Raw genomic sequence first — 16,603 nt, forward strand, 5'->3', positions numbered from 1 at the left:
CTTTTTTGATTTTTATATCTTATTTTTGCGTTCGACTACTATTATGGAATCGTTTTCTTTTTTTAAAATAAATGAAATATATAACAAAAGAAATAATGCGATATTTTTTCTGAAGACCAATACCTATAATTAAGTTATAGCAAACCAACTATAAATTGACGCGATGAATTTTACCATCAGGCCTAACGGAGTAAACATAGGCTGAGTGGATACAACATTCGAAAAGGAGCATCATCATGGAACGTAAATATTCTCAAGAGCTTCTTACATCTATTCTTGAAAGGCAGCATGTAATTAATGAAAATGGACTAGATATCCTGATTAAGCCCATTCCTGAAACTGATGAGGCTGGCGTGCTGGATCCCCGCTTTTATCAGAGTATGGAGTCAATCCTGAAGGGCCTCAATGGCATGTTGGTTAAGATGATGTTGAAAAGCAGTAAAAAGAAAAATATCCAAAAAAGTGCAGCTCAAATGCGCAAGATGATGAATGGCGTGAACAGCATTCCGATCACGGAAGGTGTTGATGTGAGGCATGCTACCGTTCAGAACGGCGATGTGGCAGTACCGGTGCGAATTTATACCCCGCAGAAGAAGAAGGCAGGTTTGCAGCCCGTGTTTTATTACATCCACGGAGGAGGTTTCGTAGCGGGTGGACCTGATGTGGTGGAGGAGATGTGCAAGCTCGTGGTAGCGAATACCGGGTGTGTATCGATTCAGGTTGATTATCGCCTAGCTCCAGAAAATCCATACCCTGCTGGGCTCGATGATTGTTATGCCGTGTTGAAATGGGTATATGCTCACGCCGAAGAATTCAATGGTGACCCGCATCGCATTTGTATCTCCGGTGATTCCGCAGGTGGGAATCTAGCCACGGTGTGCGCAATGAAGGATCGGGATGAGGGAACTCAGATGGTGAAGGCTCAGGCACTACTATATCCAAGTGTGGACGCAGCAGGTATGAAGGAACATATGCAGCGCAGAGATGTATATGAAATATCACCGTCTCAGGAAAAACCGATTCGTTCGATACTGGATCTGTTGAGCGGCGGTTTAGGAAGCGTCAGCTTAGGTGAATATTTGGGGGTACCTGATGATACAATCCCTCAAGTGAGCCCGCTGCGAGGTGATCTGAAAGGAATGCCACCTACCATTATTTTGTTTGGCGAATATGACTTTTTGCGTATAGAGGATGATGCTTATGCCTTAAAGCTGAAGGAGTCGGGCGTCAAAGTAAAAACGGTACGATACAAAGGACTTTCTCATGGCTTTGCCGATCAGGTGGGTGTCACACCGCAAGCGGAAGATAGTTTGATTGAAATTGGGAATTTCATGTTAGAGAATGTGTAATGATAAAGCGGATTCTGGTATGGCTTTCGGCAGCTGATTTAACGTGCTGAGAAATTCTGTTCAGATATTAAGAAGCAAAACTTAGTGTTATCAAAAAAAGTTGATGTCATAGACATCAGCTTTTTAACTCTATTTTCCAACGATTCTATCGCGGAGAGAACGCCAAACAAACAGAAGGAGTAGGTATCGGACTCTATCTCGTACGTAAAATTGTGACTCAACAAGGTTGATATATAAAAGTATCTTTTGTGGTTTGCCAAGGAAGCAACTTTTCAATTTTCATGACTATAAGTTAGAAAATTTATACATATGGGAACAATTAGAATAATCAGAATACTACCTACGAATCATCATTTATTTGCCAAAAAGGTGATAATTATTATAGACTATTTTCTATCGGTCTTGTCGAAAGGGGAAGTATAATGCATCAAAAGGGTAAACAAAAGTCAAAAAAACTGAAAGTAATCTCAAAAGTATTATTCATAATGATTGGGGCTTTTATAACTGCATATGGTCTAGAAGCAGTATTAATACCCAACAACGTTTCAGACGGTGGTGTGACTGGTCTCAGTATCGTTGGCTCAAAACTGTTTGGATTACCATTAGGGTTGCTAATTGGTGTACTTAACATTCCTTTTGTTTGGTTAGGATATAAGCAAATAGGTAAAAGCTTCGCTATTTATTCGGTTATCGGTATTGCCTCACTAGCAGTTGGGACTAGTCTTATGCATCATGTACCAACGATTATTCAAGGGGATACCTTGTTAATTACCGTTGTTGGTGGGATTATCATCGGTTTTGGGATGGGGTTAGCATTGCGTAATGGCGGTGCATTAGATGGGATAGATATGTTAGCAGTACTGCTATCACGAAAAATACCTTTTGGAACTAGTGATCTAATCTTATTCTTGAATATGTTCGTCTTTATTGTTGTTTCAACCGTATTTGGCCTACAGGGGGCAATTTTATCAGCACTTGCTTATTTTATTGCTTCTAAAGTAATTCATATTGTGGAAGAAGGTTTGAGCGGATCTAAAACCTTTAAAATTATCACAAATCAACCCGAAATCATGGTAGAAACGATACGTGACCGATTAGGTCGTGGAGCAACCTATACAGATGCTTACGGCGGATACTCTAATGAACAATTCAAAGAAATCACATGTGTAATTAACCGCATGGAAGAAAGCAAAATAAAAGAAATCATTCATGAAATTGACCCAAATGCTTTTGTTGTAGTATATGATGTAGCAGAAGTTAAAGGCGGTAATTTCAAAAAGAAAGATATACATTAATTACTGAAAAAACGCGTTGGTAGAGAAGGATCTCTCTCTCCAGCGCGTTATTTGTTTACCTAATCGGATTGAATAGGTTACATTTAGGTCCCATTAGAATTACCAACGGCCGATGATGACAAATATCAACAACGCCAAGAAAATGAGGGGCATACTAATGGCCTTATATTCTCCCTTTTTTGCATGATGTCCAGCAGCAAGAACCATGATTACGCCAAGTCCAATCGCTGCAAAAGATGTCAATGAAGGTACGATTCCGGTCGCGAGCGGTAGTATTAAGCCAAGTCCTCCAAGAATTTCAGATATTCCTATAAAAATTTCTAATCCTTTAGACGTTCCTGAGTCATGTGCTTTCTTTAACTGGAAAGCTTTCATAGAACCAAGCATTACGAAAAACAATCCTAAGATAATTTGCACGATCCATAAGGCAATATTCATACAATGATTCTCTCCTTTATTATTTAACTTATAGGTGTATAATAATTCCTAGTTCTATTTTTTAGAAGTAGGCACTCAAAATAAACATAGTATACAAAAAGATACCTAGATAATTAAAGGAGGATCTCTAATGGATGCGGAATCGGAATGTAAATTCGATAAGGTAATAGAAATTCTTGTAGGCAAATGGAAACCCATCATTCTGTATCATCTTTTAACAAATGGCACAATGAGATTTAGCGAACTTCAAAGAGCGATACCGGATATAACAAAAAAAATGCTTACCCAACAATTAAGGGAACTAGAGTATCACGATATCGTTCATCGTGAGATCTATCTCCAAATCCCTCCTAAAGTTGAATATTCCATCACAGAGTACGGTAAAGGAATGGACACAGTTGTACAGGCAATGCATGATTGGGGAATAGCTCATGTAAAACACTTAAAAGAATTATATGGGGAGACCAATTAACTGTTAATTTTGCACTGGACGAATGACCAATCGAGGAGCTATCCAATCCATTTAAACCTAAATAACGCTATTTCGTTACATTGAACAGGTCGATTATGATCAGATACTCACCATCATTGACATTATCTTCGTTAGTTTACTGGATAATGCGTGAAAGACCAAGTAAAGCGATCTCATACGATTACCACCAAAACAAACAAGCCGGAAGCAGTTAACATGCTTCTGGCTTGTTTGTCTTCCTGTAACATTCTTAATCCCCATCATTTTGCTAGTAACTAATATCATATATTAAATTCTAATTATGCAGTTTTTACTACTATACTTCTTCTATTGCGTAAAGGTAATACAATATATATAACATCGAAAATAGTGCAGAAAATACCACATATAAGGACTACCGGATTATAAGTCATGATACCCATTGTAATTGTGGGAGCAAGAGTCCCGATCCATTTTGCGAATGCAAGTAACAAACACTGACCTTCCATATTTCCACGCAAAATAAACATATTGAGAAACAGAATGGACATCAACAGATTTTGTAAAAAAGCTGAGTACATTGCACCCATAACAAATCCAAATTCTTGTATGAACACGAGCTGTAAAGCAAAGCAGCACAATAAAACTAATATAGTCCACGGTGCAAATAGTTTATTACTTATAGATAAAGCCATTTCTTTTTGCCATACTTGAAAAAAGTCATCAATCTGCTTTCATCCGTGATTTGTCTATTGGCATTTTTTGTAGTTCTGCTAGACTAAATAGTGATAATGAGAATCATTATTACTATGTTATGTTTCAAAGCTTATTTCAATAGAGGGAGGTTGGTAGAGTTGACTGCAAATAGACAATTATGTATTGGATTATCCTTATCTGCAACATGGATGAAAGGAGACGGTTGGCGGCGCCCAGACAGTGATATAGAAAAAATGGGGTCTATTGACTATTACATTGATTTGGCAAAGCTGGCGGAGAAGGCGAAGCTCGATTTTCTTTTCAAGGCGGATTATCTTTATCTTAGCCCACAGCTGCTAGGCGATTCCGCAAATTTTGGTAGTCCTGACCCTACTATGTTTTTTGCAGCGATTGCTCGTGAAACTCAGCGGATCGGATTGGTCACGACAGTTTCTACTACTTTCAATCCGCCGTATGTTGTCGCAAGGCAGCTTCAGTCGTTGCACTGGCTCAGCAATGGGCGCGCTGGATGGAATATCGTAACTTCGATTGAAGGAGCTGATAATTTCGGTGATTCGCCGATGCCTTCTCCGCAAGAAAGATATGCGAAAGCAATGGAATTTACTGATGTCGTACGCAAACTCTGGGATAGTTTTCCGAATGAAGCAATTGTGATTGACCGCGAGTCTGGCATTTTTTCTGATAAGGACAAGGTTTCATCCATTCATCATTCAGGTGATTTTTTCAGTGTCCAGGGACCGCTTACTTTGCCTGCACATAGATCTGGATCTATTCCTTTGTTTCAAGCAGGTGCATCAGATACAGGACGTAATTTTGCCTCTTCCATAGCGGATGCTATTTTTGCTGCCATGCCAGACCTTGAATCCGGAGTGGAATTACGAAATGATCTGAGAAGTAGAGCTCAGGAACATGGCCGTAATCCGAACGCTATCAAAGTTTTGCCAGGGTTGTATTTTTTCTTGGCTGAAACTCGCGAAGAAGCACATGAATTACATAAGTCTGCGCATGCACATTTGAGTATGGAGCGCAGACATGCATCGCTGATGTCAGTACTTGGTCTTGATTTAAGTAGCTTTGCCTTGGATGATTGCGTAACTACCGATATGCTTCCCGATCCGAATCAGTCAGTCCGCAGCCGGACTCATGCTGAGTTGTTACGCCGTTATATCACCAATCACGAGCCTACCGTGGAAGAGGTGTTGATAAGGCCAGAGGTCGTGGGATCTGCTCACTGGGTTTCCGTTGGAACGGTAGAGGACGTATTAAATGATATTATTGAGCGGCATGAGGCAGGGGTGATAGACGGATTTATAGCACTTCCAGGAGGTTCAGAGGAATCCATGAAACTATTTTTTGAAAAACTGCTGCCGCAGTTGGTTGAAAGAGGCTTGTTCAGAACCGAATATGAAGGTTCGACTCTGAGGGCACATTTGGGAATTTAATACCTGATACTCTAGATGGCCAAGAAGGTTTGAAAAATAGAATGTAAAGAAGCGGCATCCGTTCCTCGAAATATGGCGAGAGGGCGGGTGCCGTATTTTTATATGAACTTTCTAACTAATATAATAATATTTCAACATATGAAAAATTCATAATAGTAAGATATATCCGAACTTTGTTACTTTATCTCAATTTAAGACATTACTCTTCTCTCTACATTAGTTACAAACATTAAGTAAAAACAGTAGGGAAAAACAACGAAAGGATCTAGTATATAAGCATGGCTTGATACTTTCCACAGAGAAAGGATCTTTTCTGGTTAGCCAAACACTATGAATATTTGTAATCACAGCCGACAACGGCATACAGCTTATGAATTGATTACTAATAAAATATGACCTTTCCGTTTTAGATGTAATGATGCTGAAGATAGATAGTGTAGCACTGACAAAGAAAATCGGGGAATTCCAAAACATTATTTTTAATGGATTCATTTTACGAATGTTTGATTTCAGAACAGCAACGGCATATCATAGAAAGTGCCAAAGTAGTATGGGTTATGCTAGGGGCAGGATAGTTCAATCAAAAAGACAACATACATATAGAAACTCTTAGCGTTAATTGATGTTTAGATGTGATGACAATAACACGCTGGGGTATAAAAAAGTATCTGTCGAAACGGAGCCAATAGTATGAACATAAGAACAATTCAAGCAGAAGATAACAGCGCCATAGAATCGATTATCCGGCAATGTTTAATAGATTTTGGCGGAAATCGCCCAGGGTTAGCATGGGAAGATGAAAGTTTAAGCCATCTGTTCGATTATTATAACCAGGAAGGCCGGGCTTATTGGGTTGTGCTTGATGCAAACGGAAAGATGCTTGGCGGTTGCGGGATTGCACAGTTTGGTTCCCCTGAGGAAAAGATATGTGAACTGCAAAAGATGTATTTACTACAGGAAGCTAGAGGAACAGGAATTGCGAGAGAGTTGCTGCAGACCGCACTCCGATTTGCAACACAGCATTATAGGGCTTGTTATTTGGAAACATTGCAAAATATGCTTGCAGCGAATAGCTTTTATAAGAAACACGGTTTTCGGTTGTTGAAATCACCGCTTGCAGGTTCCGAGCATTTCGCATGTGACGCATGGTACATCCGGGATTTATAATTCCTTTACCAGCAGCAAATGGATGAACCACATCCTAATGAGAAAGTGAATCTAGCTCACTTATAACAAATGAAAACCGTATATAAAATGAAACTGGTTTTATGTAACACTCAGATAAAATCATGTAACCTTTGAAAGGGGATTTGTTTGTGAAAGAACACCTTTTTTCATATATCCCAAGCCTGATGATCGTTTCTATGTTTCCAACTAGTGCCATGGCGGGAGGAAAAGGGGATGGCACGGAGGTAAGCACAACTGTGATGTCTTATAATATCCACCACGGCGTTGATCTGAATGATCAGCTAAGCCTGCAAAACATTGGGGATGTCATCCGTGATTCCGGCGCAGAGATCGTCGGCCTTCAAGAAGTTGATCGATTTTATGGAGTACGAAGCGATTATAAAAACCAAGCAGAGGAATTAGCAGAATTACTCGGTTACCACTACGCATACGGTGCTAATCTTGATTTTGAACCTGACGAAGGACGGACTAACAATCGTCAATTTGGGACTGCCATTTTAAGCAAGCATCCTATTCTTAGTTCTGAAAATATGTTACTCAGCAGCTTCGGAGAAGAGCAACGCGGTGCTCTGCATGCGGTTGTAAATCTGCAGGGCATTCATGTGGATGTGTATAATACGCATCTTGGACTAGATGTCACGAGCAGAACGGTGCAGGCGCAGGAAATTATTGATCTTGCCTCCGCCACTCAGGGACCGAAGATTTTAATGGGCGATTTTAATGCGGAACCTGACAGTTCAGAGTTTCAGGTGCTGTTAAATAGCGGTTTATTCATGAACAGCTTTCAGGGAATTGAAGATGTCTATACCTTTCCGGTAGGCAATCCGTCTGAAATTATTGATTACATTTTAACGTCTCCAACGGTTCAGCTTTCGAATCAGCGAGTGATCCATTCAGAAGCTTCGGATCACCTGCCAATCGCAGTCGATTTGGTATTCAAGCGATAGAAATTCACGGTTGGGGCCTATCGAGGTGCTGAAAGTATACAAACTAACTATCTTTAGTCTCGTCATGCCAGTGTTTTCATGCAGCGAAATATTCACCACGCCCACCCAATGACTCTTAGTAGGAGAACTTTAATTTTAACGGGAAACGATAGTTCAATAATAGACAACAAAGCAGCCGGACATTGTGACCGGCTGTTTTTTTTATTAAAGCTGACAGGTAGAATAATATGTAAATATCCGAAATAGTTTTAGGAAGAATCACATTTAATAAAATATTAACACCTGAAATTACACTGTGTGCTACTTTCAGTTTGTTAACTCTATCTGAAATTATAAAAGGAATGGTGTGAGTATATGATGCTACAAATTTGGATAATCCCAAAGAAGTGAATGAATTTATCCTGGACTATCTTATTAAAACAACTTCTTAATGATATAGCTGCAAAGTTCAAACAAATAAAAGATCATATATTTTAACGTTTAAGAAGTCACCTAAATGGCGGCTTTTTTGTTTTAAGGCATCAAGTTCTTGTCCCAGGTCGAGGATAAGAACTTGATACCTTTGCCGTACAGTGCAAGAACTTGATATTACTTCCGATTAGATGGATTGGCTAATTATTAAGCTAAGGGCAGCATAGTGTAAGCTCAAGCGCGGTGAACACTATCATAAGTAACGACGAATTAAGAATAACCCTCATGCTAATGCAATGGGCTGATAGCGAAAACTTAAGAGTTACTAGGGTAGCTCCAAATCTTGCATTAACTGAATAAATGCTTATGTTCCCCTTATTTAGCTTTGACGACAAAAGGATTTAGATGCAAAAGTCTTCTGCTTTCTTCAACTTCTCTGCTGGGATTAAAAAGCCTCTTCGGAATGATTCTCGTAAGATTAGATGAAAATATTGACTGTAATCATTGGAAAGCAAAGAGCGATGGAACAAGGATTGAAATGAACTAACTAGGTTCGCGAAGGCATTCTTTTTTTAAATAAGAAGAAAAGCTCTTGATATTCATCCGTATATGCCGATTGTTGCCTTCGAGCTTGCTCATCATGATACCGCCTTCCATGATGGAAAGGGAAAAGGTAGCTAACGCCTCTATATCGAGGTCTGCTTTGAATTCACCGCTTTGTACACCTTGGGAAATGATTTTTTTTTTTGTTTCTAGAGTACCTATTAGGGCTTGTTGGGCTTTTTTACGTAAGCCTGGATGACTGTCGTCGCTTTCAATAGCTGTGTTAAGGAGAGGGCACCCCCCGATAAAGGGTGGTGCTTCAACTACTTTCTCGTACACATGTAAATAAGCTAATAGCTTGCCAGAGGCCGTTTCTTGCTGACTAATAGCATGAGCAAGTTGGGCACCGACAATACTGCCCGCATAGCTAAATGCTTCATATGCAATCTCATCTTTACTGGAAAAATGACGGTAGATACCGCCTTTCTTGATGCCTGTTAACTCTGTTATATCAGATAAGGATGAGCCTGAATATCCTTTCTGGTTAAACAGTTCAGCAGCTTTAGCTATGATGTAGTTGCGGGTTTTTTTTCCTTTTTCCATTGTCATACTCCGCTCTTAATTGTATTTGTACAAGTAGTATATCAAATGAATTTATTCTGTTGCAAAAAAGTGCTTTTATGATATTATAAATGAGACCGTTCGGTATCTTTTTATAATAGACAGGGGTGTAAGCGATAATGGGGACCACGTGGTTTAAGGAATCCAGGTATGCATGGATTGGGTTAGGATCTCTCTGGATTATTGGATTTATTGGTGCATTGACCCGGTTCAGCTTAGCTTTTTTTCAGGTGCAAATATCAACGGATTTACAGATTAGCCGGGGATTCATTTCGATGGCATGGTCAACCAATTTATTAATTGCAGCCTTATGTGCACCTTTGGGGGGCTGGCTCGTTGATCGTTATGGTACAAAACCAGTACTAATGTTGAGTGCAATTACGAGTATTTTAGGTACTGGCATTGTCGTGTTAGGTCACCATCCTACTGTCTTCTTTATTGGATACGGTATTATCTCGGGTTTGGCTGGTATTGGGGCAACTACGAATTATATATTGGTATTTGAATGGTTTCGTCATCATCGAGCTAAAGCAATGGCACTGCTGGGGACCGCTTCTTCTGTAGGATTAGCGATTATTACGCCTATTTTTGTATCGGCTGGCGGGCTGACTTGGAAGGATGCCTTTATGGCTTCTTTTACCCTAGGTGTTTTTGTGACACTTCCCGTAATTTTGCTAGGAATTAAGGCTCAACAACAGAAAACAACAGAGAAAGCTCAAACGGATGTTTCAATTGAAGTCGAAGGGCAAGATATATTACTTGGAGTAACTCCATCACCCAAGAGATTTATTCATCTCCCTATTTTTGTTGTGGTCGCGATTGCTCTGTTCACCTGCGGTATCAATATGGGATCGGTCGAGATGAACTTGGTAGCCATACATCAGTTGTCAGACGTGTCACCAAAGATGATCGCGTTATCCATGAGTATACTTGGTATTATGGAAATCACGGGGGCGCTCATTTGCGGCTATTTTCTGGACCGATACAATAAATTAATGATGATGTCTATTTTGTATGGAATACGTATTATAGGTTTTATTTTCCTCTTTATGCACTTGGGTAGTTCACCTATTCTTTTTGCTATAGCGTTCGGAGTTACTTACTTAAGCGCACTACCAGGTGGAATTCTCGTCATCAATGAGTGCACAAAGAGTAAAGGGAAACATACCGGCGTTTTACTTCTCATGCACCAGGGAGGGGCTATAGTGGGTGTATTAATTGGAGGTCTATCTTTCGATTATTTTCGAAATTATCAGAACTTGATTGTAATTGACGTCATATTTTGTATCCTCGTAACGCTTGGATACTTCGTATTGTTCACGACAAACAGAAGGAATCTTCGGATTCAAAATAATAAGGCTGCAGTAAGCGAGGCACTTTGACTAAGATATGAGATAAGGATTCCAAGGTGTAAATTTCTTCCAATGGGAAGGGTGTCCTTGATTTTCGCTAAATAGATGAAAAGAGAGAGTCGTATCACGAACATAAGGAGAAGCAAAAAAAGCTGGCTTTTAGTTATACTAAAGCCAGCTTTTTTTATATGATTTTTTGACCCTTAGCCCTGTTCTTATACTTTTTAGAACCGAAATAACCAATGTCCTCTACAAGCGTAGAATTCATTGGGAAATAAAGTTTGATATGTGAATGCTGATATGCTAAAATCATTATCTAAACAATATTTTACATAATAACAAATATAATACATATTTATAATTTTACTGTATCACAATCTCATCTCGTTGTCAATTGCTGTCTCATATAAATTATCATCAGCATGAAGCTGCAGAGTTCAAGTGATTGATATTGGCTTTAGAAACTGAACTACATTCTGGATGGGGAGTGTTGAGGTGAGAACTAAATTTGAGAGCTGGGAAGATGAACAACAACGGGTAAACCTTGTCCTGTCTGAGATCGACAGGCAGTTGGAAGGGATTGCGGGAGACATCGACGAGAAAAAAACGGCTATCGTGGAATTCCGAAAAACCTTCTGGGAAGATGTGTCTTTGAATTTTGAGGACTCAGGCACCTATGCGAGCCTGAAGCAGCAGGCCGAGGTGTTGTCCGAGAACGAGCGAACTTATCAGCATGCTAAAAAGAAAGTAAAAACCTTGTCACGGCTTAAGCAGTCTCCTTATTTCGGACGAATTGATTTTTATGATGAGTATGATAAACAAATTCAAGAAATTTATTTAGGAATTGCCTCATTGGTTGATGAAGAGGGTATCAATTTTCTTGTCTATGATTGGCGCGCACCTGTGTCCAACCTGTACTATGATTATTCTCCCGGGCCAGCTCAGTACAATACGCCCAGCGGTATCATTACCGGGGAAATGACCTTAAAGAGGCAGTACATGATCCGAGATTCCGTGATTGAAAGCATGTTCGATGCCAGCGTGACCATAGGCGACGAATTGCTGCAAGAGGTTCTCAGCAAGCAGTCCAATTCGCAAATGAAAAGCATTGTGGCTACCATTCAAAAGGAACAAAATTTGATTATTCGAAACATCACAAGTCAAATGCTTGTTGTTCAGGGAGCGGCAGGCAGCGGTAAAACTTCAGCCGCTCTGCAGAGGGTGGCTTACCTGCTGTACCGTTTTCGAGATACGCTGCGTGCAGACCAGATCGTGCTGTTCTCTCCAAATGCGATGTTTAATAGTTATGTCGCTACCGTCCTTCCTGAGTTGGGTGAAGAAAATATGGAACAAACCACTTTCCAGGAATATTTGGATCATCGCTTGGGAGAGGTAATTCAGGTTGAAGATCCGTTCAACCAAATGGAGTACATTCTGTCAGCGATGGGGAAAGAGGGATATACCGAGCGGATTGAAGGGACTCAGTTCAAAGCTACGGGAGAGTTCATGGATTGGATCGAGCAGTACGTTTCATCCTTGAGAAGCAGAGATATGATATTTAAAGATATTACGTTCCTTGGCGAGGTTCTGATTTCCGCTGTATGGATTCATGAGCAGTTCTACAGGTATGATTCTAGCCTTCGAATACCCAACCGTTTGGGACTTCTATCGGAGTGGCTCCTAAAGGAGCTGAAGAACAAGGCTGCCCATGAGATGTCTAAATTATGGGTTGAAGAAGAAATTGAGCTGCTTGACAAGGATGAGTATAACTGGGCTTTCAAGGAGCTTCAAAAGCGAGAGCGCAGTGCGGGCAATACGTTCGATGATTTTCAAACCGAAAGAACGATTCTTGCCGAAAAAATCGTGGATTTGTACTTCAAGCCGTTAAAAAAAGAAATTAAGCAATTCGGTTACGTCGATATTCCGATGTTGTATCGCCAACTGTTCGCGGATCCAAGCTACGTCTTACACTTTATTGACCATGTCGAACTTCCGCCTCACTGGGTGGAGATTTGCAGCCAGACGGTGGAGAATTTGGATCAAAAGAAGCTCTTTTATGAGGATGCTACACCCTATTTGTATCTAACCGAATGTATTGAAGGATTCCAGACGAACAATACCATCCGGCATGTCTTTATCGATGAGGCACAGGATTTCTCCACGTTCCAATTCAGATTCATCAAAAGATTATTTCCCCGGAGTAAAATGACGGTGCTGGGGGACTGGAATCAAAGGATTTTCATCCATGATCAAGGCAGCTTAAACACAGATAATTTAACCCTATTATACGGAAAGATGGATACTAGCCATGTAACCTTAACCCAGAGTTACCGCTCGACGCGGCAAATTATCGAATTTACCCGTGCTCTTATTGAAGGCGGGGAAGTTATTGAGCCATTTAACCGGGAAGGCGTTAAGCCGGTCCTGAAGCAAACGTCTGATTCGGCGAAACATGTTGCCGTGGTGATAGAAAGTATTCAGGATCTGCAGACCGCGGGTCACCGGACGATTGCTGTAATCTGCAAAACAGCTACCGAGAGTAGCGAGGCATATGAGGAATTAAAGGACTTGATCAATATAAGGCTAATTAAAAAGGAATCGGCCACCTTTCAGGCCGGGATCCTGATTATTCCGTCTTATCTGGCAAAAGGCGTTGAATTTGATGCGGTCATTATCTATGATGCATCACAAAAAACGTATGGAAAAGAATGCGAACGCAAGTTGTTCTATACAGCTTGTACAAGAGCGATGCATGAGCTGCATGTCTGTATTAACGGTGAATTGAATCCATTTATGGTGAATGTATCGAATGATTTGTATAAGGTGTAAGGATCATTAATTTTCCATTAGGAGGAATGACAAGGGTTCAATCGTTGGTTACCAATATAGATGGTAGACACTTGCTTGTCTGGGCTGAACTAACGGGCAGGTTAACCCAATATGAACCGATGCAACTCTAGGATTCTCATACGCTGTAGGACCGCTAGGGAGTAACGGAGTTCGGTTCGAACCAAGGTTATTGATGTGACTAATAATAGTAGAACATCAAAAAAAAGAACCTGATAGTCTTATCAGGTTCTTAATATTGTATATAAGCAGACACGATGATATAATCAGATCACGACTTTTATTGGTTAAATGGACATGATTAATGCACTTTACTCTTTTATAATACCATGCCGGTAAACTCTTGTCAAAAGTTTTTTCTTAAATTAATCGTTAGGAGTGTTATTGAATGAGTTCTTTGGTTCTCGGTTTTCAGGAAGTGGAAAATACACAGCTTTTGCTCGTTGGTGGAAAAGGGTTAAATGTAGGGGAATTATCAAAAATGGAAGGAATACAAGTACCAGAAGGATTTTGTGTGACAACTGTTGCATATCAAAAAGCCATCGCACAAAACGAAGCGTATCATGCTTTGCTCAGTCAACTAACCATGTTAAAAGTAGAAGATCAAGATCAAATTAGTGAAATCTGCAAGAAGATCAGACAAATCATTTTGGAAGTAGACATTCCTTCTGATGTTGTGGAAGCAGTTACTCGTTATCTCTCCCAGTTTGGTGATGAAAATGCTTATGCAGTGCGTTCTAGTGCGACTGCTGAAGATTTACCTTATGCCTCTTTTGCAGGTCAACAAGACACCTATTTAAATATCATTGGCAAAGAAGCCATCTTGCAGCATATCAGCAAATGTTGGGCTTCTCTGTTTACGGATCGTGCGGTAATCTACCGTATGCGGAATGGATTTGACCACAGTCAAGTTTACATATCCGTTATCATTCAAAGAATGGTATTCCCACAGGTTTCAGGGATTTTATTTACCGCTGATCCGATTACTTCAAACCGAAAGTTGCTATCTATCGATGCTAGTTTTGGACTTGGAGAAGCACTGGTCTCTGGCTTGGTATCTGCTGATTGTTATAAAGTTCAGGATGAGAAAATCGTCGAAAAGAGAATAGCAACCAAAAAATTGGCTATCTATGGACTAAAAGAAGGCGGAACAGAGACCAAGCAGATCGATCTAGATATTCAAAAGATGCAAACACTTACGGAACAACAAGTTTTACAACTGGCACGCATTGGAAGACAGATCGAAGCCTATTTTGGCCAGCCACAAGATATCGAATGGTGTTTGGACGAAGATACATTTTATATTCTCCAGAGCAGGCCAATCACTACTTTATATCCGATCCCTGAAGCGAACGATCAAGAGAATCATGTCTATGTTTCTGTCGGTCATCAACAAATGATGACGGATCCCATGAAACCACTGGGATTGTCATTCTACCTATTAACGACTCCAGCACCTATGCGTAAAGCTGGTGGAAGGTTATTTGTTGATGTTGCACCTATGCTGGCTTCACCTATCAGTAGAAAGAGTTTATTAAATACCCTGGGACAATCCGATCCTCTCATCAAGGATGCACTAATGACGATCGTAGAGCGGAATTTTATACCATCATTACCACATGATAAAACAGCACCAAGTTCCAAAAGAAGCAGTAAAGATATGGCCTCTGTAGGTTTGCAATCACAAATGGAAAACGATCCAACAATCGTTTCTGATTTGATTAAACGTAGTGAAGCTTCGATCGAAGAGTTAAAACAAATCATCCAAACGAAATCAGGATCAGAATTATTGGATTTTATTTTAGAAGATATTCAGCAATTAAAGAAGATCTTATTTGACCCACAAAGTTTGGGCGTGATTATGGCTGCTATGGATGCTTCAGCTTGGATCAATGAAAAAATGAACAAGTGGTTGGGTGAAAAAAACGCTGCAGATACACTTTCTCAATCTGTACCGGGCAATATTACTTCGGAAATGGGGCTGGCACTACTTGATGTCGGGGATGTGATCCGTCCTTATCCAGAAGTTATTGATTATTTACAACATGCAAAAGATGATCACTTTTTGGATGAACTGGTTAAGTTCGATGGTGGAAAGGAAACCCAAGACGCATTCTATTCTTTTCTAAGTAAATATGGAATGCGATGTGCCGGAGAAATCGATATTACTAGAACACGTTGGAGCGAAAAACCAATTACACTTGTCTCGTTGATTTTCAGTAACATCAAAAACTTTGAGCCTAATGCGAGCCATCGGAAATTTGAGCAAGGGCGACAGGAAGCTTTGAAAAAAGAACAAGAGTTATTAGATCGATTGAAGCAATTACCGGATGGTGAACAAAAAGCGAAAGAAACGAAACAAATGATCGATCTCATCCGGAATTTCATAGGTTACCGGGAATATCCTAAATACGGTATGGTTAATCGCTACTTCGTTTATAAGCAGGCATTACTGAAAGAAGCTGAACAGCTCGTACAAGCTAACGTTATTCGTGTAAAAGAAGATATATTCGATCTCACGTTTGATGAACTTCGCGAAGTCGTGCGTACGAATAAACTTGATTATCAGATCATCAGCAAACGAAAAGACGAGTACAAAATTTATGAAAAACTAACACCACCTCGTGTGATTACGTCTGATGGTGAAATCATTGCAGGTGAGTACAAACGAGAAAATCTTCCAGTCGAAGCAATTGTAGGTCTACCTGTTTCTTCCGGAGTTATAGAGGGCAGAGCACGCGTCATCTTAAACATGGAAGATGCTGATCTAGAAGATGGAGATATATTGGTCACCACCTTTACTGACCCTAGTTGGACACCATTGTTTGTGTCCATAAAAGGCCTAGTCACCGAAGTTGGTGGACTGATGACCCATGGAGCAGTAATCGCACGTGAATATGGTTTACCAGCAGTTGTCGGTGTGGAGAATGCTACCAAACTGATAAAAGATGGGCAGAGAATTCGTGTGCATGGAACTGAAGGGTATATTGAAAAATTGTAAT

11 protein-coding genes are annotated in these 16,603 nt (G+C 40.1%); 9 read left to right on the plus strand and 2 right to left on the minus strand.

All coding sequences use genetic code 11. The annotated features are described in order from the left end of the window. Nucleotides 1–236 precede the first annotated feature (236 nt). Both KFT32_RS20370 and KFT32_RS20375 read left to right on the plus strand, forming a co-directional pair. Nucleotides 237–1,349: an alpha/beta hydrolase gene (locus tag KFT32_RS20370; RefSeq protein ID WP_211749322.1), complete on the plus strand. Its 1,113-nt coding sequence runs from the start codon at nt 237–239 to the stop codon at nt 1,347–1,349. Between the two features lie 422 nt (nt 1,350–1,771). Further along, complete coding sequence (locus KFT32_RS20375) at nt 1,772–2,644, plus strand: YitT family protein (RefSeq protein ID WP_211749323.1); 873 nt, start codon at nt 1,772–1,774, stop codon at nt 2,642–2,644. 99 nt (nt 2,645–2,743) lie between these two features. Here the strand turns inward: KFT32_RS20375 and KFT32_RS20380 are convergent, their stop codons facing one another. Continuing rightward, entirely contained in the window at nt 2,744–3,082 is a 339-nt protein-coding gene (locus KFT32_RS20380; RefSeq protein ID WP_211749324.1) for a DoxX family protein, read from the minus strand. 130 nt (nt 3,083–3,212) lie between these two features. On the opposite strand from KFT32_RS20380, the gene KFT32_RS20385 reads away from it, so the two are divergent. The 4 genes from KFT32_RS20385 (at nt 3,213) to KFT32_RS20400 (ending at nt 7,827) form a co-directional block, all read left to right on the plus strand. Next, entirely contained in the window at nt 3,213–3,554 is a 342-nt protein-coding gene (locus KFT32_RS20385) for a winged helix-turn-helix transcriptional regulator (RefSeq protein ID WP_211749325.1), read from the plus strand. A gap of 833 nt (nt 3,555–4,387) precedes the next feature. Further along, the gene (locus tag KFT32_RS20390) at nt 4,388–5,692 is read left to right on the plus strand and encodes an NtaA/DmoA family FMN-dependent monooxygenase (RefSeq protein ID WP_211749326.1); all 1,305 of its coding nucleotides are present in this window, start codon (nt 4,388–4,390) and stop codon (nt 5,690–5,692) included. Between the two features lie 690 nt (nt 5,693–6,382). Then, complete coding sequence (locus KFT32_RS20395) at nt 6,383–6,859, plus strand: GNAT family N-acetyltransferase (RefSeq protein ID WP_211749327.1); 477 nt, start codon at nt 6,383–6,385, stop codon at nt 6,857–6,859. Nucleotides 6,860–7,008: 149 nt separating this feature from the next. Beyond that, nucleotides 7,009–7,827 (plus strand): endonuclease/exonuclease/phosphatase family protein, encoded by an 819-nt coding sequence (locus tag KFT32_RS20400; RefSeq protein ID WP_211749328.1) that lies wholly within the window; start codon nt 7,009–7,011, stop codon nt 7,825–7,827. A gap of 954 nt (nt 7,828–8,781) precedes the next feature. Here the strand turns inward: KFT32_RS20400 and KFT32_RS20405 are convergent. Further along, the gene (locus KFT32_RS20405; protein ID WP_211749329.1) at nt 8,782–9,384 is read right to left on the minus strand and encodes a TetR/AcrR family transcriptional regulator; all 603 of its coding nucleotides are present in this window, start codon (nt 9,382–9,384) and stop codon (nt 8,782–8,784) included. A 137-nt stretch (nt 9,385–9,521) separates the two neighbouring features. On the opposite strand from KFT32_RS20405, the gene KFT32_RS20410 reads away from it, so the two are divergent. From KFT32_RS20410 to ppsA, 3 genes are all read left to right on the plus strand, one after another. Beyond that, complete coding sequence (locus KFT32_RS20410; RefSeq protein ID WP_211749330.1) at nt 9,522–10,784, plus strand: MFS transporter; 1,263 nt, start codon at nt 9,522–9,524, stop codon at nt 10,782–10,784. Nucleotides 10,785–11,249: 465 nt separating this feature from the next. After that, nucleotides 11,250–13,583: an RNA polymerase recycling motor HelD gene (gene helD, locus KFT32_RS20415; protein ID WP_349304935.1), complete on the plus strand. Its 2,334-nt coding sequence runs from the start codon at nt 11,250–11,252 to the stop codon at nt 13,581–13,583. 406 nt (nt 13,584–13,989) lie between these two features. Then, nucleotides 13,990–16,602, plus strand: a complete 2,613-nt coding sequence (gene ppsA, locus KFT32_RS20420; protein ID WP_211749332.1) for a phosphoenolpyruvate synthase — start codon at nt 13,990–13,992, stop codon at nt 16,600–16,602. The last annotated feature ends 1 nt before the right edge of the window (nt 16,603 follow it).

Origin of the sequence: Paenibacillus sp. Marseille-Q4541 (assembly GCF_018310695.1) — a bacterium.
Taxonomy (GTDB): domain Bacteria; phylum Bacillota; class Bacilli; order Paenibacillales; family Paenibacillaceae; genus Paenibacillus.

Excerpts from the sequence above, each read along its gene's own strand:
- KFT32_RS20370 (WP_211749322.1), top strand. The coding sequence starts at position 237 with ATGGAACGTAAATATTCTCAAGAGCTTCTTACATCTATTCTTGAAAGG.
- KFT32_RS20375 (WP_211749323.1), top strand. The coding sequence starts at position 1,772 with ATGCATCAAAAGGGTAAACAAAAGTCAAAAAAACTGAAAGTAATCTCA.
- KFT32_RS20380 (WP_211749324.1), bottom strand. The coding sequence starts at position 3,082 with ATGAATATTGCCTTATGGATCGTGCAAATTATCTTAGGATTGTTTTTC.
- KFT32_RS20385 (WP_211749325.1), top strand. The coding sequence starts at position 3,213 with ATGGATGCGGAATCGGAATGTAAATTCGATAAGGTAATAGAAATTCTT.
- KFT32_RS20395 (WP_211749327.1), top strand. The coding sequence starts at position 6,383 with ATGAACATAAGAACAATTCAAGCAGAAGATAACAGCGCCATAGAATCG.
- KFT32_RS20405 (WP_211749329.1), bottom strand. The coding sequence starts at position 9,384 with ATGGAAAAAGGAAAAAAAACCCGCAACTACATCATAGCTAAAGCTGCT.
- KFT32_RS20410 (WP_211749330.1), top strand. The coding sequence starts at position 9,522 with ATGGGGACCACGTGGTTTAAGGAATCCAGGTATGCATGGATTGGGTTA.
- ppsA (WP_211749332.1), top strand. The coding sequence starts at position 13,990 with ATGAGTTCTTTGGTTCTCGGTTTTCAGGAAGTGGAAAATACACAGCTT.